Genomic DNA, 24,814 nt, shown 5'->3' with positions numbered 1-24,814 from the left:
GCTCGAGTCTGCTGTCTGCCATCTCTCCAGCAGACCTCAGCCGCCAGAGACCGTCACCACTTCACGGACAATCTGAAACGAGACACACCTCATGTGGCGTCCCGGATACTCGCGACCGGCTCACTAGCCTGTCAGGCTCACCACGTAGTCGCCCCGGTCGGTGAAGCCGTCCACCCGCCCGCCGGCCTCCATGAGCCCCCCGAGCACCTTCCGTACCGCGGCCCGCCAGGCCCTGGCCGCCGCCGGATCCTCCCGGCGCAGCCGTTCGACGTCGTGCGGTGTGCCCACCAGCACCACGACCGCCACGGCGGGCCGCTCGACCGGGCCGGGGCCGGCCTCCTCCAGCACCCGGACGCGGCCCTCCGCCGGCTCCGAGCGTGCCTCGACCGGCCGTTCGTCCAGCGGCCACACCGCCAGCAGGCGGTCGGAGGAGTCGCCCTCGTTGATCGCGTCGGCCATCACGCCGTAGAAGTCGCGCAGGTACTCCTCGGGGCGGGCGCCCAGCTTGACCAGGTTGAAGCGGGCGTTGCGGCGGACCAGAGGGTCGAACGTCCAGGTGATGCGATCCAGCCCGCGTTCCAGGCACCAGGCCCGCTGGTGCAGCTTCAGCGCGTAGCCGATGCCGCGGCCGATCGCCGCCCCCGTCACGTGGGAGTGCAGCGAGCCGCCCGCCGCGCGGTAGCCCACCGAGGCCCCCACCAGCACCTCGCCCTCGTACGCCCCGGCCACGTAGTTGCCGGTGTGGGCGAACCCGATCATCATCTCGACCGCGACGGGCGCGTTGCCCGGATCAGGCCGCCAGATCTCCTCGAAGAGCCGGTAGACCTGCGTGAACTCGCCGATCTCGTGCAACTCGCGGATCAACACACCACTCTTGGCCGCCGCCCCGGCGGCCTCCTCCCGGCTCGTCATGCCACCATTTATGCACGCCCGACGGCGAAACGCCTGCCCGCGGAGCGCGGACAGGCGTGTCAGGAACGGCCGGGGCTCATTTCACCAGCGGTCCGAGTGTGCGTTCCATCTCGCAGTCGTTGGAGAACTTCTTGGCGTACGACGTCGTGCGGCCGTACCAGTGGCCCTTGACGCGCACGTCGACCGGGCTGTAGTTGCGCGGGCACGCGCCGGGGTCGACGTCGAGGTCCTTGATCTCGCCGTCGACCTCGTGCAGCGCCTCGCAGGCCGAGCGGGGGCGCGGGTGCGTGCCGCCGTCGGGGTCGCAGGTGAGTCTCATCGAGTACGCGCCGCCGCCTTGGCTGGGTGTGACGGTGATGAACAGCAGCACGCCGGGCTCGTCAGCGACGGCGGCGCCGGCCGGAGCCGCCCAGAACGGGACGGCGAGCGCGGCGGCCGCGCACAGGGCGAGCGCGGTCGTCCGGCGAGTGGCGGTCAGCATGAATGTCATGGGAACCTCCCTGGTCAACGGGCGTGCCCCGAGGAGGGGCGACGCACCACACATGACTACAGGGAGTCACCGTACAGGTACCACTGGTGAAGGAGTGACAGAATGCTGTCCGGCGCGGGGGCGTGCCGCCGGGGTCAGCGCACCGCCTCCACGAGGGCGCGGAGCAGGGCGGTCCGGCGCGGCATCTCGGCGACCACGACGTGCTCGTGGTCGGCGTGCGCGCCGCCGCCCACGCCGTCGAGCCCGTCGAGCGTCGGGCAGCCGGCCCCCGCCGTGAAGTTCCCGTCGGAGGCGCCGCCGACCGCCGCGCAGGTCAGCGGGCCCACGTCCAGCCGCCCGGCCAGGTCCTGCGCCAGGGCGTAGAGGGAGGCCGACATCGCGGCTTCGAGCGGCGGCCGGTTGGGGCCCCCTTCGACCTCCAGCCGCGTGCCGGGCACCGCCGGGGCCAGCGCGCGCATCGCGGCGTCCACGCGTTCCTGCTCGGCCACCGTGCTCGCCCGTACGTCCACGCCCACCCGCGCCTCGGCCGGCACGGTGTTGAGTGTGGTCCCGCCCTGCAACACCGTCGGGGTGACCGTGGTGTCGCCCGCCCCGAGCGCGGCGATGGCCAGGATCTGGTGTGCCAGCTCGACGCCCGCGTTCGCGCCCTTCTCCGGCTCCAGCCCGGCGTGCGCGGCCTTGCCGCGCACCCGCAGCGTGTACATGGACGTGCCCTTGCGGGACGTCTTCAGCGCGCCGCCGTCGGCGCTGGCCTCCATGACGAACGTGGCGGCCAGCCCGCGCGCGGTGTCCGCGATCAGCGGCGCGGAGGTGATCGAACCCAGCTCCTCGTCACCGGTGACCAGCAGCGTGACGCCGTCGAGCGAGCCGAGCCCGGCCAGCGCGTGGAAGGTCTGCACCAGCCCGGCCTTCATGTCGAACACGCCCGGCCCGCGCGCCACCCCGTCGACGACCGACCACGGGTGGGTGGCCAGGGTGCCGATCGGCCAGACGGTGTCGTGGTGGCCGAGCAGCAGCACCCGCGGCGTGCCGAACGTCCAGCGCAGATGGGTGACGCCGTCGATCACCAGGAACTCCGGCCGGGTCCCCAGATGGCGGGCGCCCATCTCGGCCACGACCTCGGCGCTGCGGGCCACGGCCTCCAGGTCACGCGAGAACGACTCGCACAGGACCAGCTCCTCCAGATCCTCGATCATGCCAGCCGCTCTCCGAGGAACCGGTGCACGTTCCCGCCGATGATCTTGGTGACGTCCTTATCCGGCAGGCCGCGGGCGAGCAGGCCCTCGGTGACCATGGGCAGCCCCGAGGGCCCCTCCAGGCCGGGGATGGCCGCCTTGGGATCGACGTCGCGGGGCTGGACGTCCTCGCAGCACGGAGGCGTCAGGTCGTCCATGACCTCGCGGATGAAGTCGGGGCCGAGACCCACGTGGTCGATGCCGGCCACCTGCGCGACGTGCTCGATGTGGTCGAGCAGGCGGTCGAGCGTCATGTCCTCGGTGCGCTCGGCCAGGCAGGCCGCGAAGAAGTTGACGCAGACGACGCCGCCCGTGGCGGCGACCGCGCGGAGCTGGTCGTCGGTGAGGTTGCGGTGGTGGTCGCGCAGCGCGCGGGCCGCGGAGTGGGTCGCCATCACCGGCTTGGTGGCCAGCTCCAGCACGTGGGCCACGCCCGACGCGCCGAGGTGCGAGATGTCGAACACCATGCCGAGGCGCTCCATCTCACGCAGGGCGGCCACGCCGCGACTGGTCAGGCCGCTGCCCGTGGCGTCCTCGGCGCTGCCGTCGGCCAGCGGCGTACGGCCGAAGTGCGCGATCGAGGCCACCCGCACCCCCAACCGGTGGACGGTCGAGATCAGCTCCACGCTCTCGTCGAGCCCCGGCATGCTCTCCAGTGCGAGCACCAGGGCGATCTTGCCCTCCTCCAGCGTCGCGTCGATCGCCGAGGCGTCGAGGCACAGCCGGACGGCGTCGGGGTTGCCCTCCGCGATCACATGGCCGCACTCGATCATCCGCAGGGTCTGCCGCAGCGCGCCCTCGGGCCGGTACTGGTCGTCGATGAAGACCGGCAGGACCTGCAGATCGACCCCGCCCTCCACGAGCTGGGGCAGCCAGCGCTCACGGAAGAAGGAGGCCCACTGCTGGGGCGGCCGGGCGGCGACCGCCATGAGCAGATCATTGTGGGTGTCGGCCACGACGGCACGCCGATGCAGGGGAAGCGTCATGCGATGGACGCTATCGCGCGGGCCGGACCTGCACCAATGCGCCCCGAGTGAGATTTTCGGCCGGCTTCTTGTCCATTACGCCGAAGACGGCGACGCCGCGACCGTCCGGTACGCCCCGCGCGGCGGTCTGGCGGTCAGCCGCCGGTAGAGCGTCGTGCGGCCGGGCCAGTTGTTCGTGACCCGGCCCTCGGCCGTCTTGTACCAACTCCGGCACCCCTCGCCCCACACCATGCGGGCCATGGCCGCGTCGAGCTGCCGGTTCCAGGCCGCCATCGCCTCGGGCCGCACCTCGATCGGGCCCTCCGCCGCCACCCGGGGCAGGCACGCCATGACGTGGTTCACCTGGCACTCGATCATGTGGACGATGGAGTTGTGCCCGAGGTTGGTGTTGGGGCCGTAGAGCAGGAACATGTTGGGGAAGTCCGGCACCGAGATGCCGAGGTAGGCGTACGCCCCGCCGCTCCACTCGGCGGTCAGCGACCGGCCGCCGAGCCCGGTGATCTCGATCGGGGCCAGGAACTCCGTGCTCCGGAAGCCGGTGGCGTACACGATCGTGTCGGCCTCGCGCAGGCCCTCGGTGGTCTCCACGCCCTTCGGCCTGATCCGTACGATCGGGTCGGTGACGACGTCCACGTCGGGCCTGGTCAGCGCCGGGTAGAAGGCGCTGTCGATGACGACGCGCTTGCAGCCGGGCGGGTAGCCGGGCGTCAGCCTGGCCCGCAGCGCGGGGTCGGGGACCTGGGCGTTCAGGTGGGCCAGGGCACGCTTCCTGAGCAGGGCGGCACTCCAGCCCTCGGCCAGGGCCGGGTAGAGGGTGGCCTCGGCGTACCGGTAGATCCACTCGCGGTAGGCCCGCTGGAGGCCGGGGACGTAGTGGAAGGCCAGCCTGGCGAGCGGTCCGAACGTGGCGTCGGGCTTGGGGATCACCCAGTTGGGCGTGCGCTGGAAGACGTCGAGGTGCGCGGCCCGTTCGGCGACGGGCGGGATGAGCTGGGCGGCCGACGAGCCGCTGCCGATCACGGCGACGCGGCGGCCGGTGAGGTCGTGGCCGTGGTCCCAGCGGGCCGAGTGGAACGAGACGCCCTCGAAGTCGGACATGCCGGGGATCTCGGGAAGATGGGGGCGGTTGAGCTGGCCCACGCTCATGACGACCACGTCGAACGCATCGGTACGTTCGGCGCCGTCGTGGACGCTGGTCACCTGCCATCGGCGGCCGTCGAAGACCGCTCGCCGCACTTCCGCGCCGAAGCGGATTTTTCGCCTGACGTCGTATTTATCGGCGCAGTGTTCTAGATAGCCCAGGATTTCGGGTTGGGCTGGGTAGCGGCGGGTCCAGCTCGCGTACTTCTCGAACGAGTAGGAGTACAGGTGCGAGGGGATGTCGCAGCCCGCGCCCGGATAACTGTTGTCGCGCCACGTGCCGCCGAGGTCGCCGGCCTTCTCGAAGACCGTGAAGGACTCGACGCCGGCCCGCCGCAGCCGGATCGCCATGCACAGGCCGCCGAAGCCCGCTCCGATGATCGCGACGCTTGGTGCCATGCCGTCCTCCGCGAAGTCAGGATCCACTTACAGTACGCCGAACGCGGTTCTGACGACACCCCTCGCCACGCCCCCCGTCGCCCTCCCGCGGGCCGGTAGTCTGCGCAGGTGGCTGCTGTGACGCTGACTGACGTGATCGAGGTGCTCGAGGCGGCCTACCCGCCCGCCCGGGCCGAGTCCTGGGACGCGGTGGGGCTGGTCTGCGGCGACCCCGCCGAACGGGTGCACAAGGTGCTGTTCGCCGTCGACCCGGTCGCGGTTGTCGCCGAGGAGGCCCTCGACTGGGGCGCCGACCTGATCGTCACCCACCACCCGCTCTACCTGCGCGGCACCACGAGCGTGGCCGCGACCACCCCCAAGGGCCGCCTGATCCACCGGCTGATCAAGCACGACGTCGCCCTCTACACCGCCCACACCAACGCCGACACCGCCAATCCCGGTGTGTCCGACGCCCTGGCCAGGGCCGTGGGCCTGACCGGCGACCTCGTACCGCTCCAGCCCTTCCCCGACGACCCCTGGCGCGGTCTGGGCCGCGTCGGCGATCTGCCCGAGCCCACGACGCTCGGCGAGTTCGCCGCGCGGGCGGCCAAGGGGCTGCCGCGCACCTCCGGCGGCCTGCGCGTGGCGGGCGACCTCGCGCGTCCCGTCACGCGCGTCGCGGTCAGCGGCGGCGCGGGCGACTCGCTGCTCGCCACGGCCAAGGCGGCGGGCGTCGACGTGTTCCTCACCGCGGACCTGCGCCACCACCCGGCCAGCGAGTTCGTCGAGTCGGGCGGCCCGGCCCTGATCGACGCCGCCCACTGGGCCACCGAGTGGCCCTGGCTCGACAGCGCGGCGTCCATCCTGCACTCCAGTGGCGTTACCGTTGAAACGCGCGTCTCCGCCACGGTCACCGATGCTTGGACAAGAGGATATTGATCATGAAAGCAGCCCCTGAGGCCCAGAAGCGACTGCTCGACCTGGCAGAGCTCGACTCCGTGATCGACCGGCTGGCCCACCGCCGGCGCACCTTGCCCGAGCTGGCCGAGATCGACGAGCAGTCCAAGCGTCTGGCCAGGCTCGTCACGCAGGTCATCGAGGCCCAGACCGAGTCGGGCGACCTCGCGCGTGAGCAGACCAAGGCCGAGAACGACGTCGACGCCGTGCGCACCCGCGCCGACCGCGACCAGAAGCGCCTCGACTCCGGCGCCGTGACCTCGCCGCGCGACCTGGCGAGCCTCCAGTCCGAGATCACCTCGCTGCAGCGGCGGCAGGGCGATCTGGAGGAGGTCGTGCTGGAGATCATGGAGCGCCGGGAGGCGGCCAAGGTCACGGCCGCCGACCTGGTCTCCCAGCGTGACGAGGTGGCCACCGCCCGCGCCGCCGCCGAGGACCGCCGCGACGCCGCGCTGAAGGAGATCGACAAGGAGGCGGGCGACGTTCAGGGCCGCCGCTCCGGCGTCGCCGGCGAGATCCCCGCCGACCTGCTGAAGCTCTACGAGAAGCTCAAGGATCAGTACGTCGTGGGCGCCGCCATGCTGCGCGGCGGCCGGTGCCAGGGCTGCAAGGTGGCCCTGTCCATCGCCGAGATGAACTCGATCAAGGGCGCCCCCCACGACGAGGTCCTGCGTTGCGAGGAATGCCGGCGGATCCTGGTCCGCACCCCGGAGTCCGGCCTGTGACGTCGTACGTCATCGAGGCCGACGGCGGCTCCCGCGGCAACCCGGGCCCGGCGGGCTACGGCGCGGTCGTCCGGGATTCCGCCGACGGCCAGGTGGTGGCCGAGACCGCCGAGGCGATCGGCGTCGCGACCAACAACGTGGCCGAGTACCGGGGGCTGATCGCCGGGCTGTCCGCCGTGCTCGGGCTGGGCGGCGAGGGGGCGGCGGTGGCCGTGCGGATGGACTCCAAGCTGGTCGTCGAGCAGATGGCCGGCCGCTGGAAGATCAAGAACGAAGGGCTGCGGCCGCTCGCCCTGGAGGCCGGTGCGCTGGCCAGGCGGCTGCGGGTGACCGAGTGGACCTGGATCCCGCGCGAGCACAACAAACACGCCGACCGGCTGGCCAACGAGGCCATGGACGCCGCGGCCAAGGGCCTGACCTGGAAGGCGGGCGGCGCGCACGACACGGGCGCCCCCGGGGCCGCCGCGCTGGCCGGATCCCTGGCCGGCTCGGTCGCGCCGGCTCCCACGCCCCCGCCGCCGCTCGCCGAGCAGACCGACCTCCTCGACGCGGGCGAGATCGCCGAACTGTCCGCCCCCACGGCCTCCGTGGCCGCCGCCCAGCAGCGGGCCAAGGGCACCGGGTGGGCGCCGCCCACCCGCGTGGCCACCTCGTTGCTGCTGCTCAGGCATGGCGAGACGCCGCTGTCGATCGAGCGCAGGTTCTCCGGCCTGGGCGACGCCGAGCTCACCGCCAACGGGCTGGCCCAGGCGGAGGCGGCCGCCGCGCGGTTGTCGCGGGAGCCGTACCGGCTGGATGTGATCGTCTCCTCGCCGCTCAGGCGGGCCCGGCAGACCGCCGCGGCGGTGGGCCGGCGTACGGGCCTCGACGTCGAGGTGGACGACGACCTCAGGGAAGCCGATTTCGGCGCCTGGGAGGGCCACACGTTCACCGAGGTGCAGCGTCAGTGGCCCGCCGAGCTGGCCGCCTGGCTGGCCGGTCCCGACGCCGCCCCGCCCGGCGGCGAGAGCTTCGCCTCGGCGGCCCACCGCGTCGAGGCGGTGAGAGAGCGGCTGGTGGAGCGCTACGAGGGCAAGACCGTGCTCGTGGTCTCCCACGTGACGCCCATCAAGATGATGGTGCGCGAGGCCCTCACCGCGCCCTTGGGCGCCCTCTACCGGATGCACCTCGACCTGGCCTGCCTGTCGCTGATCGAGTACTACGCCGACGGCCCCGCCGTGGTGAAGTCGTTCAACGACACAGGGCATCTGCGTTGAGCGGGCCGTGCCGGGAGCCGCCAGAACATCCCGGCACGGCCTCTGCTGCCGCCGCCCCCCTCAGGCGGTGACGTGCCCATTCCATCCAATCGATCTTGCGTCTCGGTTGGGAACGGCTTGAGGTTTGGTAATCTTCCCTGAAGACGAGTCGGCCGGGCGGCCGCGTCGGGCCTCCGGGCCCGCCGAGGAAGGTCCGGGCTCCACAGGGCAGGGTGGTCGGTAACGCCGACCCGGGGTGACCCGCGGGACAGTGCCACAGAAAGCAGACCGCCCCCCGCCTCGGTGGGGGGTGAGGGTGAAAGGGTGGTGTAAGAGACCACCAGCGCCCACGGTGACGTGGGCGGCTAGGTAAACCCCACCCGGAGCAAGGTCAAGAAGGGACGCTCTCCGGAGCGTTCCGCGCGCGACGTTCGAGGGCTGCCCGCCCGAGCCGCGCGGGTAGACCGCTTGAGGCCGCCGGCAACGGCGGCCCTAGATGGATGGTCGCCCCTTCGTTCGCGAAGGACAGAACCCGGCCTACAGGCCGGCTCGTCTCTCTTCTCCTCTGAACAGCTCCTGGGCCTCGCGGCCGTGCACGATCAGGGCGTACAGCACGAGTACGTCCACCGCGATGACCGCGAGCGACCACCACGGGTTGACCGCGATCCAGGTGAGCTGCGTCATCGCGTTGAGCATGACGAGGATCACCGCCAGGACGCGCGCCCAGGTCTGACCCACGGTCACCGCGAGTCCGACCAGGAACAGGACGATCCCGAACAGCAGATGGATCCAGCCCCATGTGCCGACGTTGAAGAACAGCAGCCGGGACGGCGTGCGGACGAACAGCCCGCTGTTGAACACCGCGTAGAGGCCGGTGATGAAGTTGAACACCCCAGCCATGATCATGAGCATGCCGGCGAACCATACCCAGCCCACCCAGCCCGTGACGGGCTTGCTCTGGTACGTCATCGTCGAACCCTCCCCCGTGAGTTCACGTACACCGGCTGTCACCTGCCCCTCTTGAACGGGTGTATTCCTCCGGCCCGTCCTGGGCCCTGAAGAGGGGCGAAAGCCTCGAAGCCACCGCCCCTCCCGGAACCCGGCCTGGCGGGGTCAGGCCGGACGGGCGTCCCAGGCCGCGAGGATGGCGGCCTCCTTCTCCGGGGCCATCCCGTGGACCGTGGTGCGCCCGAACGAACGCCGTTCCTCCGGGATCTCCCGCAGCCAGGCCCACGTGTCGCGCACGGTCTCCGCGACGGGACGCGACCGCAGCCCCGCCGCCTCCGCCTTGGCCGTCGGCACACTCCAGAAGTTGTCGATCTCCGGCGAGGCCGGCCCGCCCCACAGCGGCAGCTCCACGAACGCCCCGGCCTCCTGCGCCACCAGGAACTCCGCGTCCATCCACACGAACTCCGCGTCGGACCCGGTGACCTGCCTGCACAACTCCAGCCACCCGCCGTAGGTGGTGTTGCCGGCCGGGCCGGTCACCGCGAACCGGTCGGAGACACCGCGCTCGGCCTGGTCGAGGGTGAAGATGGCCACGTCGCGCGCGTCGACGAGCTGCATCGGGGAGTCGGGATCGCCCGGCGCCAGCACCCGGCCGCCCCGGGCGATGCGGGTCAGCCACCAGGGCAGCCTGGCCACGTTCTCGTGCGGCCCGAGGATCAGCCCCGGCTGGATGATCAGCGTGTTGCCGTCGAAGCCCTGCTCGACCGCCCGCTCGCACCCGGCCTTCAGCACGCCGTAGTCGCCGTCGCCGGGACCGGCGTCGGGAGCGCACGGCCAGCCCCCGGTCTCCTCGGTGGCGGCCTTGGCGGGGAACCCGTCGAGGGCCGAGACGCTGGAGACGAACGTGTACGTCGCCGCCCTGCCCGACAGCGCCCGCACCGACTCGCCGACCACCCGCGGCACGTATCCGGACGTGTCCACCACGAAGTCCCACGACCGCCCGTCGGCCAGCCGCTCCAGGTCGGCGGCCGACTCGCGGTCGCCCCGCACGCCCTCGACGCCCGGCACGTCGTCGCCGCTCCGCCCCCTGTTGAACGTCGTGACCTCATGGCCCCGCGCCAACGCCTCCACCACCATGGCGCGCCCCAGGAATCCCGTGCCGCCGATGAGCAAAATCTTCATGAGCCCATCTTCCGCGCCCGGCCGGGCGCGGGCTCACAACTTCACGGAGAGCGAAGAGCGCAGCGGCGGCACCATGTGCACCCGTGCCGACCCGATGTCGAAGTACAGGCCCACCAGCTCCAGCGTGCCCGCCCTGACCTGCTCGTCCACCTTCCGGTACGTGCGCAGGTTCTCCAGCTGCTGCTGCACGTTCACCCGGCACAACACGTCGAGGGCCCCGTTGTGCAGCCGGTCGCCCTCGGTCTCGATGAACCTGGCCAGGCTGTGGTCCCCGTGCCGCAGCCAGCGCCGCAGCCCCGGCAGGCTGCCCGCCTGGACGCCCGCGCTGAGCACCCCGGCCATCGCCCCGCAGCCCGAATGGCCGCACACCGTGATCGTGTGCACGCCGAGCACCTGCGTGGCGTACTCGATCGCGGCCACAACCGAGTCGTCGTGCGGCTCGGACCCCCTGCGCGGCACCAGGTTGCCGATGTTGCGCACGGTGAACAGGTCGCCGGGGCCGCTCGCGGTGATCAGGCTGGGCACGATCCTGGAGTCGGCGCACGTGATGAACAGGTGGGTCGGCTGCTGCTTGCGGGCCAGCTCGGTGAAGATCGGCCGTACCAGCGGGGCCGTACGGCGGTGGAACTCGCGTGCCCCGGCCGCGAGCTGGCACTCCGACGGGGCCGAGCCGCCCTCGTCCGGGATCGTGCGGTTCTCCGGGCGCGGCTGCCGCTGGGCCCACGGCATCCACCAGCGGTCCGGCGCCTTGGGCTGCGACTTCGCGGTGTACGTGCGCCCCCCGCTGGCCGCCAGCGCGTACCACTCGTCGTGCAGCTCGTCGATGTCGACCGTGCCGCCCATCCGCTCGTGGTCCAGCCGCCAGGAGTGGATGGCCTCGAAGGCCCCGTTGTCCATGAAGTCGATGTTGAGATCGAGGTCGACCGCCGCGCCCGCGGGGATCGAGCGCAACTCGTGCGTGAGCCGGGGCACGCCGAGGAACGTCAGCGAGCCGGTGATCGTCACGTACAGCCGGCCGTCCTGCTCCTCGCGCTTGCGCACGGTCACCCAGGTCAGCCGGCGCAGCGCCAGCAGCGCCGCCAGCGCCAGGCCGGCCAGCACCCCCTCGGCCAGGCCCAGCAGGATCACGGCCGCCAGCGTCACCGCGTAGACCGGCACCTCGCGGTGCCCGTGCACCCTCCTGACGCGCGCGACGCTGACCATCTGCACGCCGGTGAACACCAGCAGCGCGGCCAGCGCCTCCAGCGGGATCAGCCGAATCGCCCAGCCGAACCCCAGCGCGAACACCAGCACCCACACCCCGTGCAGGATCGACGACGAGCGGGTGCGCCCGCCTGCCCGCACGTTCGCCGTCGTCCGTACGATGCCGCCCGCGATCGGCAGCCCGCCGAGCGCCCCGGACACCATGTTGGCCACGCCCTGGCCGGTCAGCTCCTGGTCGAGATCGGAACGGCGGCCGGTGTGCATGCCGTCGGCGGCGACCGAGCACAGCAGCGACTCGACGCTGGCCAGCATCGCCACCAGCAGCACCGCGCCCACGATCGTGTGCCAGTCGGCGGACGGCAACACCGGGAAGCCCCACTCGGAGAAGCCGCCGGACAGGTCGACGCGGGTGACGTCCCAGCCGAACGCCCAGGCGACGCCCGCAGCCGCCAGCAGCGCCGCCAGCGGCGCGGGCACCACCCTGATCGGCTTGGGCAGCCGCGTCCACACCGCGAGCACCACGATCGTGAGCAAGCCCACCGCGACCTTGTGCCCATGCAGGTCGGCGATCTGACCGGGCAGCTCGACCAGGTTGGCCAGGGCCGAACGCTGGGGCCGACCGCCGAGGACCACGTGGAGCTGGGCGAGCGCGAGGATCACGCCCACCCCGGCCAGCATGCCGTGGACGACCGCGGGGGAGACGGCCAGCGCCGCCCTGGCGGCCTTGAACACCCCGAGCACGAGCTGGACGACCCCCGCCAGCAACGTGATCATGCAGGTGGCCCGCCATCCGTGCGTCTGCACGAGATCCACGACCACCAGGGACAACCCGGCCGCCGGCCCGCTCACCTGCACGGCCGAGCCGCCCAGCGAACCGGCCACCACCCCGCCGACGACGGCCGCGACGAGCCCGGCGGCCAGCGGGGCTCCCGAGGCCATCGCGATGCCCAGGGAGAAGGGGACTGCGACGAGGAAGACCACGAGCGAAGCGGGTAGATCATGCCGTAGCGTACGCAACCAGCTACTGAGGGTATCGCCGACCATGTCGGAAACCCTAGTGGTGCGCCACCCCCGCTTTAGGGGGCCGTCGCGGGGGTTTTACTCATTCGGTAAGGGGCCGGAGATCACCGGTAGTAGTCGTTGTAGTCCTGTTCGGGGGCCCGGCGGCGGCCGCCGCCGTTGTCGCCCTGGCCGGGCGCGGCCGAGCCCTGCGCCTGCCCGCCGTACGTCGGCCAGTTGGCCGTGCCGGACGGCGGTTCGGGCCAGGCGGGGGTGGCCGGTCCGGCGGCGAAGTCACCGGTCTCGTACGCCGTCGAGGACGGCTGGGACGACGCCGGCGGAGCCGACAACACGTCGTCGTAGGCCGAGACCGCGCGGCCCGGGACGGTCGGCGTGCCGGCCGCAGGGGAGGGGCCGGTGATCGGGGTGCCCGAGTCGTCGGCCACGGCCCAGCCGGAACGCACCTCGTAGGAGGCGGGGTAGGACACGGCGGCCGAGGGGGTGGTCGCGGGCTGCTCGGCGAACGCGGGCCAGGAGCTGCCCTGGCCGCCGTAGGAGCCGGAGGCGGGGGCGGGGTCGTCGAGGATGTCGGGGGAGGCGGCGGGCCAGGAACCGGAGGTGGCGGCGGCGGGGGCGCCGCCCGTCCAGGTGGTCTCCAGGGGGTCGGCCGCGTTGTTGTAGGCCGGGAACGGGTCGCTGGTCGGGGCGCCGTGGATGGGCGTGACCGGGGCGGCGGGAAAGGACCCGCTGGAGGCGACGCCGGGATAGGACCCGCTCGCGGCGGCGGCCGGATAGGACGGCGAGGCCGCGGGGAACGACCCGCCCGCGGCCGGTACGGCCGGGTAGGAGCCGCTCACCGGCTGCGGCTCGGGGCGCGAGGTCGGCACGACGGGCTGCGCGCCCGCGCCGAGGATGCTCAGCACGTCGGGCGTCGGCGCCGCGAACGTCACCGTGCGCTGGTCGGCCATGTCGGAGGCGGAGGGGGCCGCGGGTACGGGCCGTTTGGCGGGCTCCACCAGGTCAGCGAGGTTCGCCGCCGCGGCGGCGGGCTGGCGCTGGGGGAGGGGGGCCTGGATGGTCGCGGCGTTGGGGTCGGCCGCGGCGACGGGCTGGGGCTTGGCGGGACGCTCAGCGGGGCGCTCGCGGCGCTGGGCGGGCTGCTCGCGCTCGACGGGACGGGAGGCGCCCTTCCGGGCCGCCACGGTGCCACCGGCGCCGAAACCGCCCTCCTCGGCGTCGCTGCGGATGTTCGCCCAGAACTCCTCGTCCTCGTTGTCGGTGGTCGGGTTGCCCCACTCGTCGACGCCACGCCTGCCACGCTGACCCGTACGGACCGGCTTCTGCTTCACCTCGTCGATCGGGGAGAAGTCAGGGCTGAAATTGGCCATCCGCGGTTCGTGCGCGGCGAACTCGTCGGTGGACCGGGCGTGTGTCATCTCCTCCTTCTCGGCCATCTCCTTCAGCCGTTCCGGAGGGAGAGAGCTCTCCCGGCGGTTCATGGAACGCATGCCCAGTGCCACGACGACGAGCACGAGGAGCACGACAGCGACCAAGCTCACGACGACCGCGATCATTGCACCACCCTCAAAGCCATGGCCTCCCTTGGCATCGGTGAGATCGCGCGGCCATCGACGCGATCTGCCCCCTTTGATCACCAATGCCTAACAATTGGATCTGATTGTGTCGGACCACTATGAGAGTTGTCACACCCTACGTAAAGAATTGGTCCATCGGGTCTACCTGCTGTGATCGACCTGTCACTGGATGTCCACCGCCGTCAGCCGGCCGCGGGCGATCGTGTGGTCGGCGATCTCCTTGAGGATCTCGGGGAGGGCGCCCTCGGTGACCGTGACCTTCTCGTTCAGCGTGTAGACGGTGAAGCGGTAGGTGCCCCGATCGCTGCAAGGCGGCTCGTAGCCGGCCTTTCCGCTGGTCACCTTGGCCTGGCCGGAACCCTCGGGCGGGCTCTCGGCGGCACCTGGCCCCAGCTCGGTCGTGGTCGCCGGGATGTTGAAGAGCACCCAGTGCACGGCCGATTCGGAGGGAGTGTGGGAATCGACCACGATCGCGATCGACTTGGCCTTCGGCAAAGGCTCGCTGGACCAGCGCAGCGGCGGGCTGCCCTGGCGGCCCCGGCAGGAGTACTGGCTCGGCAGCGGCATGCCGTCGCGCAGCTCCGGACTCGAGACGTTGATCTCCGCGATCTCCTTGGCCTGGGATCTTCCGATGCCGAGGGCGGCGCAGCCGGACAGCGTGAGCGCGAAAGCCACCACTGTCACACTGACAGCGGCTCGCCTCACACGTGATGCCGCGTTACACAGCCCCATGCCGGATGATGCTACGCGGGTCTCGGCGGTGCGCAGACCGTTTCTCGATGGTCGGTCGTCGGTAAAGGAGCCGAAACCGGCCAGAATCACGGGATCCGAGGGGTGAAGTTGGCCACACGAGCCCCTCCCCTGGGCGTTCCCCCATGGTGTTCCGGTGACCTTGCTGGCCTGCCCGTTCCAGGGGCGGCACGGCAGAGGGCCGGCGCGCAAGGGGATGGGACAAAACGGGCATCGGTTTCGGTCGGCGTCCGGCAGGCAAAATTCGGGTGCGCCGGAAGAGGCCGATGTGCCATGCGGGCGGACGGCGGCTGCCACGCTTCGTGAGGGCCTCTCGCGCGTGGTGCGGTAACGCGCTGGCCGGGCCTGGATGGCACGAACGTGGCGCCGCCGACGTGGCCAAGCGCGACAGCCTGCGGCCGGCCGCCGGAGAGCATGCACCCGAACGCGCCCGGCCGGCCCCCCGACACGCCGCGCTCCCCGGCCGATCTTTACCCGCCCGCCGCGCGGGATGACCCCCGCCCCCCGACGCGCCGGGCGGGCGGCCCGTTCTGACCCGCGCTTGTCAGGGCGCGGACCATCCCGGCTCACCTCCGTCAGGGCGGGCGGCCGATCTTCACCCGACTCCGTCAGATCGTCTTGTGGCCGAGCGCCCTAAGCTGGGTGTTGTGACGTCAAAAGGCCCACTGCGTGACCCCGCGCACCGAGTCTCGCCCAAGGCCCGCCGCCTGTGGCTGCTTCAGGCGGCGATCGCGTTCGTGTTCTTCGTGGGCGGGTCGGTCGTGGTGTCCAGGTGGGTGGGCGGAAGCGGCTGGTCATGGGTGCCGCCGTGGTTCGCCGCGCACTCCTGGCTGCTGCCGCTGGTGGTCGGGGTGGTGTTGACGCCGTTCCTGGCGGCCGAGCCGTTCATCCGCTACGCCGTGCACCGCTGGGAGCTGTCGGACGACGTCGTCTACGCCAGGTCGGGGTTCCTGACCAGGGAGTGGGTCTTCGTGCCCGTGAGCCGCATCCAGACGGTCGACAAGGGCCAGGGGTGGATGGAGCGGCTGCTCGGCCTGGCCACGCTGGAGATCCGTACCGCCTCCCACGCCGGTTCCTCCACCATCAAGGGCCTCGACTTCGAGGTGGCCGCGGGGCTCGCCGAACGGCTCGCCCACCGCGCCGAACAGCTCAGGGACGACGCCACGTGACCCAGCCGCCCGCGCCCCCGCCTCCGCCCCCGTCCGTGCCCCTCCCGCCTCCGCCGCCTCAGCTCCCGCCGCCGCCGCCGGCGAGCGCGCCCCGGCGGCTGAGCCCCAAGGTGCTGCTCATCGATCCGGTACGCATGCTGCCCTCGCTGCTGCTGCCCCTGATCGGCGTGCTGTTCGTGGGCGGCTTCTCGGCCAGGTCGTACGCGTGGGCGGCGTTCGGCGTCGTCGGCACCGTCGTGTTCGCGGTCATCCGCTGGGCCACGTTCACGTACGAGATCGTCGGTGACCGCCTGGAGACCAAGCGCTCGTTGATCAGCCGTTCGATCCGTACCATCCCGCTGGAACGGGTGCGCGGGGTAGACGTGTCCACGCCGCCGATGCACCGGATACTCGGGCTGGCCGTACTCAAGATCGATACGGGCGCGAGCGGCGACGACGAGGAGGCCGCGCTCGACGGCGTCACCGTGGGCGAGGCCGAGCGGCTCAAGGCGGTGCTGCTGCGCCGCGCCGTCCAGGTCAGGGCCGCCGAGCACGCGGCCGAGCCCCACGTCCCCGCCGACCGGCCGATCATCGCCGTCCCACGCCGGTGGCTCCTGTACGGGCCGTTGTCCGGCGCGTACCTGCTGACGCCGTTCGCGCTCGCCGGGGGCGCGGTGGGGCTGGCCTTCCAGTGGGGCGACGACCTGGGCTTCGGCCAGGACGCCGCCTGGAGCGCGGGGGAGTGGTTGTGGGAGCACCCCTACCTGCTGCTCGTCGTGGCGCTGCTGCTGGTCGTCGCCATGCCGTTCGTCGGCGGCGTGATGTACGCGGTGTTCAACTGGGACTTCAGGCTGAACCGCCGCGACGGCTACCTCGTCGCCGAGCGCGGGCTGATCAACCGGCGCAGCGTGTCGCTGGAGTCCCGCCGGGTGCGCGGCTACGAGATCGTCGACGGCCTCGCCGAACGCCTGGCCGGGGTCGTACGCGTCTGGGCCATCGTGACCGGGCTCGGCGACTCCGAGACGCGCGGGCAGCTCCTGCCGGACGTACCGCGCCAGGTCGCGGTCGGCGTCACCGCCGAAGCCGTCGGCCCCTTCCGCTCCACCCTGCGAGCCCATCCGCCCATCGCGCGCAACCGCCGCCTGTTCCGGGCAGTCTTCCCCTGGCTCGTCCTGGCCGCGCTGAGCGCGGCCGGGGCGTGGGCCACAGGAATGATGCTCTGGTGGGTCCTGACGGTCCTGGCGTTGCTCCTGGCGGGCGCGGGGGTGTTCCTGGGCCTCGACCGGTACGCCTCCCTGGGGCACGGCTACGACGGCGCCCGGCTGGCGGTCCGGTCGGGCTCGCTGCGCCGCGCCGAGGCGGTGATCGAACGCCGGGCCGTGGTGGGCTGGCGGCTCCGGCAGACGTGGTTCCAGCGGCGGGCCGGGGTGCTCACGCTGATCGCGGGGGTCGGCGCGGGCAAGGGTGGCTACGCCGCGCTGGACGTCTCCGAGGCCCAGGGGGCGGCCTTCCCGGCCGAGGTGACCCCGGAGTGGCTGGCCCCGTACCTGCGCCCCCGTACCTCGGCCCCGGACTGACCTCCCTCATCCCCAGAGGTGGCGCTTCGTCCTTGTCAACGACCGAGGCCGCGCCCTCCGGCTGTTCAGCCATGAGAAGGGCGCGGCCTCTGACGGTGACCGGGCTGGGGATCAGTCCTGGCGGCGGGCGCCGAACATGATCTCGTCCCACGTCGGTACGGAGGCGCGGCGGCCACGCGAACCCTTGCGTGCCTGACGCGCGGCCGGAGCGGGCGGCGGGGAAGGCACCGGGACGTCGTCCTTGGCCGGGTTCTTGGCCGGGTTCTTGGCGTCGTTCTTGGCGTCGTCCTTGCCGGGGCGGGCCGCCGGGACCGGCGGAGCACCCTTGGGCGCGCCGGGCCCGGGCTTCGGCTTGGGCGCAGGCGCCTTCCTCTCAGCCACCTCACCCTTCTCGGCCTCTTGCCCGCTCGCCGCCACTTCGGCCTTCACCGGCACTTCGACCTTCTCAGGCTCCTCGCCGACCGCGGCCACCTCGGGCTCCCCGGCCTTCTCAAGCTCACCGGCGACCGCGGCCACCCCGGCCTTCTCGGGCTCCCCGGCGACCGCAGCCTCCTTGGGCTCCCCGGCCACCGCGGTCTTCTCGGCGGCTTCGGCATGCGCCTCCGAGCCGGGACCGCTCTGCGCAACCGGAACCTCGGCCGCTGCACCCCCCGCCGCTGCTGTCTCCGCAGCCGCCTCTGCCTTCGCCTCGACCGCCGACGTCTCCGCGGACGCTGTCTCCGCAGCCATCGGTGCGTCGGCTGCCACGGGCGTCTCCGCTGCCGCCGTCGGCGCTTCCGTCCTCGCCTCCGGAGCCTCCGCCACCTCGGACGAAGCCTTCGTCGCTTCGGCTGGGGCGACCGGTGCCGTCGCCGAGGCGGCCTCCTGCGCCGCGTCCGTCTCCTGGACGGCTGCCGCATCCGACGGCGTGACGACGGCCTGAGCAGCAACCGCAGGCGTCGGCGCGCTGGCCGGGTCGTCGGACGCGGCCGTCCCGCTTTGTGCCGTGGTGTCGGGAGCGTCCTGGGCGGGGGCCGTGGTTCCCGGTGTGTCCTGAGACGTTGTGGCCGGAGTCGTTTGAACGGCGGCCGCAGTCGCCGCGACGTCGGACGGGGCGGTCACATCCGCCGTGGCAGGCGTGGGTGCAGAGGACGCGGACGTCGTGGCCGTGGTCTCCGAGGTGGCCGGTGCGCTCGATGCCGCTTCCGGCGCGGCCGGCTGGGACGCCCCTTGCTCCGTGGCCGGCTTCTCGGCTGTGACGGGTGCCGCGTCGCCGGCGGGCGTCGCGGGTGTGCCTGCGTCGGGTGCCGTGGGTACGGCGGCAGTAGGCGTCGTGGGCGCGGCGGCGGTGGGGGAGGCTTCCGCGCCGGGCCTCGGGACGTCTGCTGTGGCGGTCTTCGTGTCGTCGGACGTGGTGGCGCTCGCGGCGTCCGGCGTCGCGGATGTCGTGGGCTTGTTTGCTTCGGGCTCGGTGGAGTGGGCCGTCCCGGGTGCCTCAGGAGCAGTCGGCGCGGTGACGGCCTGCGTGTCGACGGAGGAGGCGGCGTCCACGTGGGCGGGAGAACCGGTGGTGGGGGTCTCGGGCGTGGTGGACGGCTGGGCAGGCGCGACTGTCGCGGGCGCCGACGGCGCCTCGGAGGCGGCCAGGCGTTCCGGCTGGACGGCCGTGGCCGCCGGGGCAGGCGAGGTCGGCTGCTGGTCGAGGGGCTGCGGCGTGGCGGTGGTCTCGGGCTTGTGGTCCGTGAGCGCTGGTACGGCGCCGGTCGCCTGGGCGTCGTCGACGTGGGATGCGGCGGGCGGCTGGTCGGCCGGGGCCTTGGCTGCCGGCGCCACAGCGGATGCGGCGGGCTCGGCGGACGTGACGGGCCCCACGTACGCGGCGGGCTCGGTGGTTGCCGTGGGCTCGGGGGGCGAGGTCGGCGGGCGGGAGCCGGGTGTGGCCGGTGCGTAGATGGAGTCGTCGCGCTCGTTGGAACGGCTGGAGCTGAAGTCGGGCAGCCAGGGCGACGTACCGCCGCGGCGGGAGGAAGAGGCGTCGGCGGAACGGCCGAAGCCGCTCTCACGCGCCGCGGTCTCGCCGCGGTAGCCCTCAGCGCGCGAGCTCTCGGCCCGGTAACCATCGGCGCGCGTGCCGTCGCCGCGCTGGGCGTCGCCGCGGGACGGGTCGCCTCGGTAGGTGTCGCCGCGGGAGGGGTCGTTGCGGTGGGTGTCCTCGCGGGAGAGGTCGTCGCGGGAGGCGGTGCCGCGGAAGCCGTCCGGGCGGTAGCCCTCGGTACGGGAGGTGTCGTGGTGGGCGGACTCGCGAGCCGGGGACGGGCGGTCGAACGGCACGTCGCGCCCCGGTACGTCCACCCCCCGGCCGTAGCCGCCGGTGTCGGCGGACCGCGGCGGCGGCGGCGTGTAGCCCACGGCCGGCTCCTCCGGCTCGCGGCGTACGACGGACGGGAACGGCAGCGGGTCGGAGGAGAGCGGCGGCACCGGCTGCAGCTTGGCCACACGCGGTGTGAACGGCGTGACCGTGGTGTCCTCCACCACGGCGGGATCGGGATCGAAGTCGGCCGACGACAGGCGCATGGCCTCGTCGTCGTGCGGGGAGACGTGGCGCTTGCGCGGGTCGAAGAGCCATTCGGCGTGGCGCGTGTGACCGTTCCAGACGTAGCCGAGCTTGACCCGCCACAGGCCGTCGTCGCGCTTGGCCGAATCCCAGTCGATCTCGTCGGTGGGCACGCCGCGCCTGGTCAGCCGCTCGGCCACCAGCTCGCCGAGGGTCGGACCTGGAGCGGTCTCCCCGGGCATGCGGACGGCGACACGTTGCGCCTGCTGGGCGACGTACTCCCGCTCCTGCAGCACCGGGCCCTCGAACCAGCGGACACGCTCGACCGGGATCCCGGCGGTCGCGGCGATCTCTTCCGCTGTCTCTCCGGCACGGATGCGTGCCTGGATCTCCTTGGGGCGCAACGGGCTCTCCACTTCGATCTCGTACTGGCCGAGACGGGAGAAGTTGCCGCGGACGGCAGCACGGAGCCGGTCGTCCACGGGAAGGGTGAAGCGCGTACCTCGCCCGGCAGTAGCCAGCACGAGATAGGTGCCGTCCTCACTCACCGCGACGAGTCGGAGCTCCTGCATGCGAGTCCCTTCGTCAGCGTCGCCATTCTTCCCCCGGACCCTTGAGTCTCTCGCGTGTGCCGGTTGCCTGCCAGCACCGTACCCGGCATGTCCGAACATCGCCTTCCTGGGAAGCCCCGGGGGCGATGTGACGCCGGTCACATTTGTGGATTCCATTTCCGTCAATGCCCGCCGCTGTGCATGAGGAGGTTAGAGCTCCTCGACGGATTCTGGCGAATCGCGGCGCGCGTTGTTGTGCACTTCAGCGAACTCGCCACAAGGGACGGAGGGACGGCGGGACGATGTTCGAGATGACGCGCCGCGGCCGCGGCGAGGTACGGGGCGACTGCCGAGAACGCCTGCCCCCCGGACGCGACCTGGCACCCGCCGGAGTCGGCCGCGCCCACGACGAACACGCCCGAGCGCACCAGCGACCGTACGGCGGCGCCGAGCGCGGGCGAGTCGGCCCCGTCGGCGGCGAGCGTGACGACGGACGGGCCGCGCGCGTGCCGCCGGATCCAGTCGAGCCCGGCCAGTACGTCGGCCAGCGAGCCCGAGCCCGAGCAGCCGAGCACCCGTACCGAGGCGATCCTGGCTCCGGGCGCCCGTTCGGCGACGTCCCTGGCCACGCGCGTGCCGTGCCCCGCGCAGTCGCGCCCGGTGCCGCCGGTGGCGTCGAAGGCACGCCAGGCCCGGTCGCCGAACTCGGCGCGGGTCACCTCGACGCCGCTGTCGACGACGTACACGGTCGTGCCCGCGCCGGTGGCCGTGTCGTCGGAGTCGGAGGGGGCGGACGCGCCGCCGGGCATGGCGTGGATCTCGCGGTCGGGCTCGATCGCCAGGACCCGGCGATCGGACCTGAGCTCGGCCAGCTCCCCGGCGGTGAGGAAGGTGGCGAATCCGGGCAGCGCCTCGGTGTAGTAACGCCGTACCCGCCATCTCACTTCCGCGACGAGGTCCCGGGCGTCCACGCGACTGCGGGCGGTGACGATGTAGGGCCGGGTGGGCTCGGAGGCCGAGGGGCGCAGGGCAAGGCCGGAGGCGGGCGTCATGGCGAGCGGGACGGCGGTCGTCGCGGCGGTCGCCACGGCCGCGGCGAGGTAGACGGAGGGTAGGCCGAATCGTCGGGGCACGAGTTACGAGGATGCCTGTCGCGCAGGTCACAGGAACAACGGGACACGCGCTCGCGTCTATTCACGAGGAAGCTCTTTACCGAACGCAAACCAGAGGGGACTGATCCGGGGGATGACCGGCGAGCAGCGGAAGTTCGAGCTGAGCGTGCCACAGATCCTCGGGAGCGCCCTCGCCGCCGTCACCGCCGCGGTGGCCGCCTCCTACCTCGGGGTGGCGGGCACGGTGATCGGCGCGGCAGTGGTCAGCATCGCGAGCACGGTGGCCAGTGCCGTCTATACGCACTATCTCAAGCGCACCGGCGACCGGGTCAAGCAGCACACGCTGTCGGCGTGGCACGAGGACCAGGAAGAGGGGCAGGGGCTGCTCGCGGCGGCCGCGAACGCCACGCCGGCCACGGCCGAGGCCGCCGACGAGACGGCCCCGCACACCGTCGTCGCGCCGGGTGACAGGACGGCCGCGCACGCCGTCCCCACGGCGGGTGACAGCAGGACGGACGCGCATGGCGGGTCGGTGGGGAGCGGTGACGGGCGGGACACGCTGGTCATGCCGGTCGTCGTGCCCGCCCCGCACAGGAGGCTGCCGTGGCTGAAGATGGCGGTGGCGGCCGCGCTGGTGTTCGCGGTCAGCATGGGCGGCATCCTCGCCTATCAGGCGGTCGCCCAGCAGACGCTGCACGAGCAGGTCACCGGCAAGAAGGCACCTCAGAAGCAGCGGCAGCGCGCACCCGTACAGGACCAGGGCCCCGAGCGGCAGGACCGCGAGGAGGAGCCGTCCGGGCCGACGGAGTCACCCACCCCGACGCCGACGGACACGCCGCGCACGCCGCCGCCGTCGCACACACCCGACCCGAAGCCGAGCGTCACGCCGACGCCCACGCCCACGGACACCGTCGAGCCCACCCCCGAGACGCCCCTGCCCGACGAGGGCGAGGAGCGGCCCGACCCGGGCGAGCAGCAGTCGAGCGGCCCCCCGGCCACGCAGCAGCCGGACGAACCGGCCGTCACACCGGAGGCTCAGTAGCCCCCGGCAGCTCACCGGCCGACGTGGTGCTCGGCTAGCCGAGCACCACGTCGAGGTAGTCGTTGGTGAACACGCGGCGCGGGTCCAGCCGGTCGCGCAGTGCGACGAAGTCGTCGAAGCGGGGGTAGACCTTGCGCAGGTACGCGGCGTCCCGGGTGTGCAGCTTGCCCCAGTGCGGCCGGCCCTCCAGCCGGTTCATGATCTCCTCCACACCCTCGAAGTAGGCCGGGTTGGGCGTGGGGCGGTAGATGTGGCAGGCGACGTAGGCCGAGTCGCGGCCGTACGCGGTGGACAGCCAGGCGTCGCTGGGCGGCGTGACGCGGACCTCGACGGGGAAGGTGATCTTCCAGTCCATCCGGTCGATCAGGTCGCGGGTCTCGCGCAGCGCCTGGGCCAGGTGCTCGCGCGGCACGGCGTACTCCATCTCCAGGAAACGCACGTCGCGGCGGGCCGTGAACACCTTGTACGAGGTGTCCACCACCTCCGAGTCGCCCAGCGCGGCGGCGCTGATCGCGTTGATCCGCGGGATCAGCGCGGGACGGCGCCCGCCGACCGCGCAGGCCGCGCCGAAGAGGGTGTTCTCCAGGAAGACGTTGTCCAGCCAGTGCTTGAACGGGCTCGGCGGCCTGGCCGGGCCCGCGTCCCTGTTGTTGGTCTTGACCAGGCAGGCGTCGGTGTGGGGCAGCCAGAAGAAGTCGAGGTGCTCGTTTGCCGAGGTCAGCGAGTCGAGCGAGCCGAGGATGTCGGTGAGCGTCATCCTGCGCCGCCGGTTGCGCAGCAGGAACGCGGGCTCCACCCGGAACGTCACGGCCGTCAGCACGCCGAGCGCCCCGAGTCCGACCCTGGCCGCGTCGAACAGGTCCTCGCCGGGCACGGCCGTGACGACCGAGCCGTCGGCGAGCACCAGTTCCAGCTCGGTGACCTGGTCGGCCAGGCCGCCGCTGTCGCGTCCGGTGCCGTGGGTGCCGGTCTGGATCGCGCCGGCGACGGTCTGCTCGGTGATGTCGCCCATGTTGGCCAGGGCCAGGCCGCGCTGGTCGAGCAGCTCGTTCAGCACCTTCAGCGGCGTGCCGGCCAGGACGGTCACGCGGTCCTCGCCGGCGGACCTGATCCCGGCCAGGCCCTCGGGGCGCAACATGATCCCGTCGGTGAGGGCCACCCCGGTGAAGGAGTGGCCCGTGCCGACCATGCGCAGGCGGCGTCCGGCGGCCGAGGCGTCCCGTACGGCCTGGACGACGTCCGCCACGCTCGCGGGGGTGCGCACCTCGGCAGGGGCACCCGTCTGGTTCCCGGCCCAGTTAGTGAAGACCATGAGGCGCCCCTCCGAGCGTCGTTCCGATTAAACGTGAACGATACTCACTTCTCCCAGCCTTCGGGAACCGGGAAGATCTGACCGGGCTGCAGGTTCTGCCGCTTGATCACGTCCGAGACCGTCACCAGACGGTACCCCTTGGCCTGCAGGGACTTGATGATGGACGGCATGCCGTCCACGGTCTGCTTGACCCAGTCGTGCATGAGGATGATGCCGTCACGCTCGGCCACCTCGAGGACCTTCTTCTTGATGGCCTCCTCGTTCTTGGTATCCCAGTCGTGCGAGCCGGCCGTCCAGAGGACCATGGGCATGCCGAACTCGGTCGCGACGTCGGACACCTGGATGTCGGCCAGCCCGTACGGCGGACGCAGCAGCTTGGGCTCGACGCCCGACGCCTTCTTGACCGCGTCCTGGGTCTTCTTGATCTCGCTTCGGATTACCCCGGCGTCGATCTTGGTGAAGTCGGGGTGCTTGTAGCTGTGGTTGCCCACCTCGTGGCCCTCGGCCACCATGCGCTTGACGAAGGCCGGGCGGCTGTTCACGTACTGGCCCTCAAGGAAGAACGTCGCCTTGGCGTCGTACTTCTTGAGCGTGTCGAGCAGCGTGCCCGCGTACTTGCCGGGGCCGTCGTCGAAGGTCAGCGCGATGCACTTGACCTGCTCGCAGTCGACCTCGGCCGCCTGCGCCTGCGCGAACGCGGGCGCGGGAGCCAGAGTCACGCAAACTGCCGCGATAGCTAGAAGTGAAGTGATTTGTCGGGACATAGCAAAGCTTCCGGTGTGATGGGTGTTGCGAGGGATAACT

General features: G+C 72.2%; 19 protein-coding genes and 1 other RNA gene. 7 read left to right on the top strand and 13 right to left on the bottom strand.

The window, feature by feature from the left end; all coding sequences use genetic code 11:
* Positions 1–123 precede the first annotated feature (123 nt).
* The 5 genes from DMB42_RS46355 to DMB42_RS46335 all read right to left on the bottom strand — a co-directional run bounded on the left by DMB42_RS46355 (position 124) and on the right by DMB42_RS46335 (position 5,162).
* Entirely contained in the window at positions 124–912 is a 789-nt protein-coding gene (locus DMB42_RS46355) for a GNAT family N-acetyltransferase (RefSeq protein ID WP_125646468.1), read from the bottom strand.
* A gap of 76 nt (positions 913–988) precedes the next feature.
* Positions 989–1,402: an SSI family serine proteinase inhibitor gene (locus DMB42_RS46350; RefSeq protein ID WP_185845217.1), complete on the bottom strand. Its 414-nt coding sequence runs from the start codon at positions 1,400–1,402 to the stop codon at positions 989–991.
* Between the two features lie 134 nt (positions 1,403–1,536).
* On the bottom strand, positions 1,537–2,598 hold the full coding sequence (locus DMB42_RS46345; protein ID WP_125646464.1) for a M20 family metallopeptidase: 1,062 nt from the start codon (positions 2,596–2,598) through the stop codon (positions 1,537–1,539).
* Positions 2,595–3,623: a dipeptidase gene (locus DMB42_RS46340; RefSeq protein WP_125646462.1), complete on the bottom strand. Its 1,029-nt coding sequence runs from the start codon at positions 3,621–3,623 to the stop codon at positions 2,595–2,597. Before DMB42_RS46340 ends, DMB42_RS46345 begins: the two co-directional genes overlap by 4 nt.
* A 75-nt stretch (positions 3,624–3,698) precedes the next feature.
* Positions 3,699–5,162: an NAD(P)/FAD-dependent oxidoreductase gene (locus DMB42_RS46335; RefSeq protein WP_125646460.1), complete on the bottom strand. Its 1,464-nt coding sequence runs from the start codon at positions 5,160–5,162 to the stop codon at positions 3,699–3,701.
* Positions 5,163–5,279: 117 nt separating this feature from the next.
* On the opposite strand from DMB42_RS46335, the gene DMB42_RS46330 reads away from it, so the two are divergent.
* From DMB42_RS46330 to rnpB, 4 genes are all read left to right on the top strand, one after another.
* Entirely contained in the window at positions 5,280–6,080 is an 801-nt protein-coding gene (locus tag DMB42_RS46330; RefSeq protein ID WP_125646458.1) for a Nif3-like dinuclear metal center hexameric protein, read from the top strand.
* A gap of 2 nt (positions 6,081–6,082) precedes the next feature.
* On the top strand, positions 6,083–6,823 hold the full coding sequence (locus tag DMB42_RS46325) for a zinc ribbon domain-containing protein (protein ID WP_125646456.1): 741 nt from the start codon (positions 6,083–6,085) through the stop codon (positions 6,821–6,823).
* On the top strand, positions 6,820–8,079 hold the full coding sequence (locus DMB42_RS46320; RefSeq protein ID WP_125646454.1) for a bifunctional RNase H/acid phosphatase: 1,260 nt from the start codon (positions 6,820–6,822) through the stop codon (positions 8,077–8,079). Before DMB42_RS46325 ends, DMB42_RS46320 begins: the two co-directional genes overlap by 4 nt.
* Before the next feature lie 144 nt (positions 8,080–8,223).
* An RNA gene (gene rnpB, locus DMB42_RS46315) (RNase P RNA component class A) lies at positions 8,224–8,614 on the top strand.
* Positions 8,615–9,171: 557 nt separating this feature from the next.
* On the opposite strand, the gene DMB42_RS46305 is transcribed toward rnpB, so the two are convergent.
* From DMB42_RS46305 to DMB42_RS46290, 4 genes are all read right to left on the bottom strand, one after another.
* Positions 9,172–10,188: an NAD-dependent epimerase/dehydratase family protein gene (locus DMB42_RS46305; protein ID WP_125646452.1), complete on the bottom strand. Its 1,017-nt coding sequence runs from the start codon at positions 10,186–10,188 to the stop codon at positions 9,172–9,174.
* A 33-nt stretch (positions 10,189–10,221) separates the two neighbouring features.
* Positions 10,222–12,435, bottom strand: a complete 2,214-nt coding sequence (locus DMB42_RS46300; RefSeq protein WP_125646450.1) for a SulP family inorganic anion transporter — start codon at positions 12,433–12,435, stop codon at positions 10,222–10,224.
* An 80-nt stretch (positions 12,436–12,515) separates the two neighbouring features.
* Complete coding sequence (locus tag DMB42_RS46295; RefSeq protein ID WP_125646448.1) at positions 12,516–13,949, bottom strand: hypothetical protein; 1,434 nt, start codon at positions 13,947–13,949, stop codon at positions 12,516–12,518.
* Positions 13,950–14,147: 198 nt separating this feature from the next.
* Positions 14,148–14,660, bottom strand: a complete 513-nt coding sequence (locus tag DMB42_RS46290; RefSeq protein WP_185845216.1) for a YbhB/YbcL family Raf kinase inhibitor-like protein — start codon at positions 14,658–14,660, stop codon at positions 14,148–14,150.
* A gap of 722 nt (positions 14,661–15,382) precedes the next feature.
* On the opposite strand from DMB42_RS46290, the gene DMB42_RS46285 reads away from it, so the two are divergent.
* Both DMB42_RS46285 and DMB42_RS46280 read left to right on the top strand, forming a co-directional pair.
* The gene (locus DMB42_RS46285) at positions 15,383–15,904 is read left to right on the top strand and encodes a PH domain-containing protein (protein ID WP_229823246.1); all 522 of its coding nucleotides are present in this window, start codon (positions 15,383–15,385) and stop codon (positions 15,902–15,904) included.
* Positions 15,901–17,460, top strand: a complete 1,560-nt coding sequence (locus DMB42_RS46280) for a PH domain-containing protein (protein WP_260478338.1) — start codon at positions 15,901–15,903, stop codon at positions 17,458–17,460. Before DMB42_RS46285 ends, DMB42_RS46280 begins: the two co-directional genes overlap by 4 nt.
* Before the next feature lie 111 nt (positions 17,461–17,571).
* On the opposite strand, the gene sepH is transcribed toward DMB42_RS46280, so the two are convergent.
* Together sepH and DMB42_RS46270 are read right to left on the bottom strand one after the other, a co-directional pair.
* Complete coding sequence (gene sepH, locus DMB42_RS54530) at positions 17,572–20,565, bottom strand: septation protein SepH (protein ID WP_221762664.1); 2,994 nt, start codon at positions 20,563–20,565, stop codon at positions 17,572–17,574.
* A gap of 161 nt (positions 20,566–20,726) precedes the next feature.
* Entirely contained in the window at positions 20,727–21,677 is a 951-nt protein-coding gene (locus DMB42_RS46270; protein ID WP_125646442.1) for a protease inhibitor I9 family protein, read from the bottom strand.
* A 112-nt stretch (positions 21,678–21,789) separates the two neighbouring features.
* On the opposite strand from DMB42_RS46270, the gene DMB42_RS46265 reads away from it, so the two are divergent.
* On the top strand, positions 21,790–22,698 hold the full coding sequence (locus tag DMB42_RS46265; protein WP_125646440.1) for a hypothetical protein: 909 nt from the start codon (positions 21,790–21,792) through the stop codon (positions 22,696–22,698).
* Between the two features lie 34 nt (positions 22,699–22,732).
* On the opposite strand, the gene DMB42_RS46260 is transcribed toward DMB42_RS46265, so the two are convergent.
* Together DMB42_RS46260 and DMB42_RS46255 are read right to left on the bottom strand one after the other, a co-directional pair.
* Complete coding sequence (locus DMB42_RS46260) at positions 22,733–24,010, bottom strand: D-arabinono-1,4-lactone oxidase (RefSeq protein WP_125646438.1); 1,278 nt, start codon at positions 24,008–24,010, stop codon at positions 22,733–22,735.
* Positions 24,011–24,054: 44 nt separating this feature from the next.
* The gene (locus DMB42_RS46255) at positions 24,055–24,729 is read right to left on the bottom strand and encodes a polysaccharide deacetylase family protein (protein WP_260478337.1); all 675 of its coding nucleotides are present in this window, start codon (positions 24,727–24,729) and stop codon (positions 24,055–24,057) included.
* Between the last annotated feature and the right edge of the window lie 85 nt (positions 24,730–24,814).

The organism is Nonomuraea sp. WAC 01424, from assembly GCF_003947315.1.
Classification (GTDB): Bacteria; Actinomycetota; Actinomycetes; order Streptosporangiales; family Streptosporangiaceae; genus Nonomuraea; species Nonomuraea spiralis.
This window is presented reverse-complemented; position numbering and strand designations above follow the sequence as displayed.

Coding starts and splice junctions, on each gene's coding strand:
- DMB42_RS46260 (WP_125646438.1), bottom strand. CDS start 24,010: ATGGTCTTCACTAACTGGGCCGGGAACCAGACGGGTGCCCCTGCCGAG.
- DMB42_RS46265 (WP_125646440.1), top strand. CDS start 21,790: ATGACCGGCGAGCAGCGGAAGTTCGAGCTGAGCGTGCCACAGATCCTC.
- DMB42_RS46325 (WP_125646456.1), top strand. CDS start 6,083: ATGAAAGCAGCCCCTGAGGCCCAGAAGCGACTGCTCGACCTGGCAGAG.
- DMB42_RS46300 (WP_125646450.1), bottom strand. CDS start 12,435: ATGGTCGGCGATACCCTCAGTAGCTGGTTGCGTACGCTACGGCATGAT.
- sepH (WP_221762664.1), bottom strand. CDS start 20,565: ATGCAGGAGCTCCGACTCGTCGCGGTGAGTGAGGACGGCACCTATCTC.
- DMB42_RS46335 (WP_125646460.1), bottom strand. CDS start 5,162: ATGGCACCAAGCGTCGCGATCATCGGAGCGGGCTTCGGCGGCCTGTGC.
- DMB42_RS46340 (WP_125646462.1), bottom strand. CDS start 3,623: ATGACGCTTCCCCTGCATCGGCGTGCCGTCGTGGCCGACACCCACAAT.
- DMB42_RS46355 (WP_125646468.1), bottom strand. CDS start 912: ATGACGAGCCGGGAGGAGGCCGCCGGGGCGGCGGCCAAGAGTGGTGTG.
- DMB42_RS46345 (WP_125646464.1), bottom strand. CDS start 2,598: ATGATCGAGGATCTGGAGGAGCTGGTCCTGTGCGAGTCGTTCTCGCGT.
- DMB42_RS46350 (WP_185845217.1), bottom strand. CDS start 1,402: ATGACATTCATGCTGACCGCCACTCGCCGGACGACCGCGCTCGCCCTG.
- DMB42_RS46305 (WP_125646452.1), bottom strand. CDS start 10,188: ATGAAGATTTTGCTCATCGGCGGCACGGGATTCCTGGGGCGCGCCATG.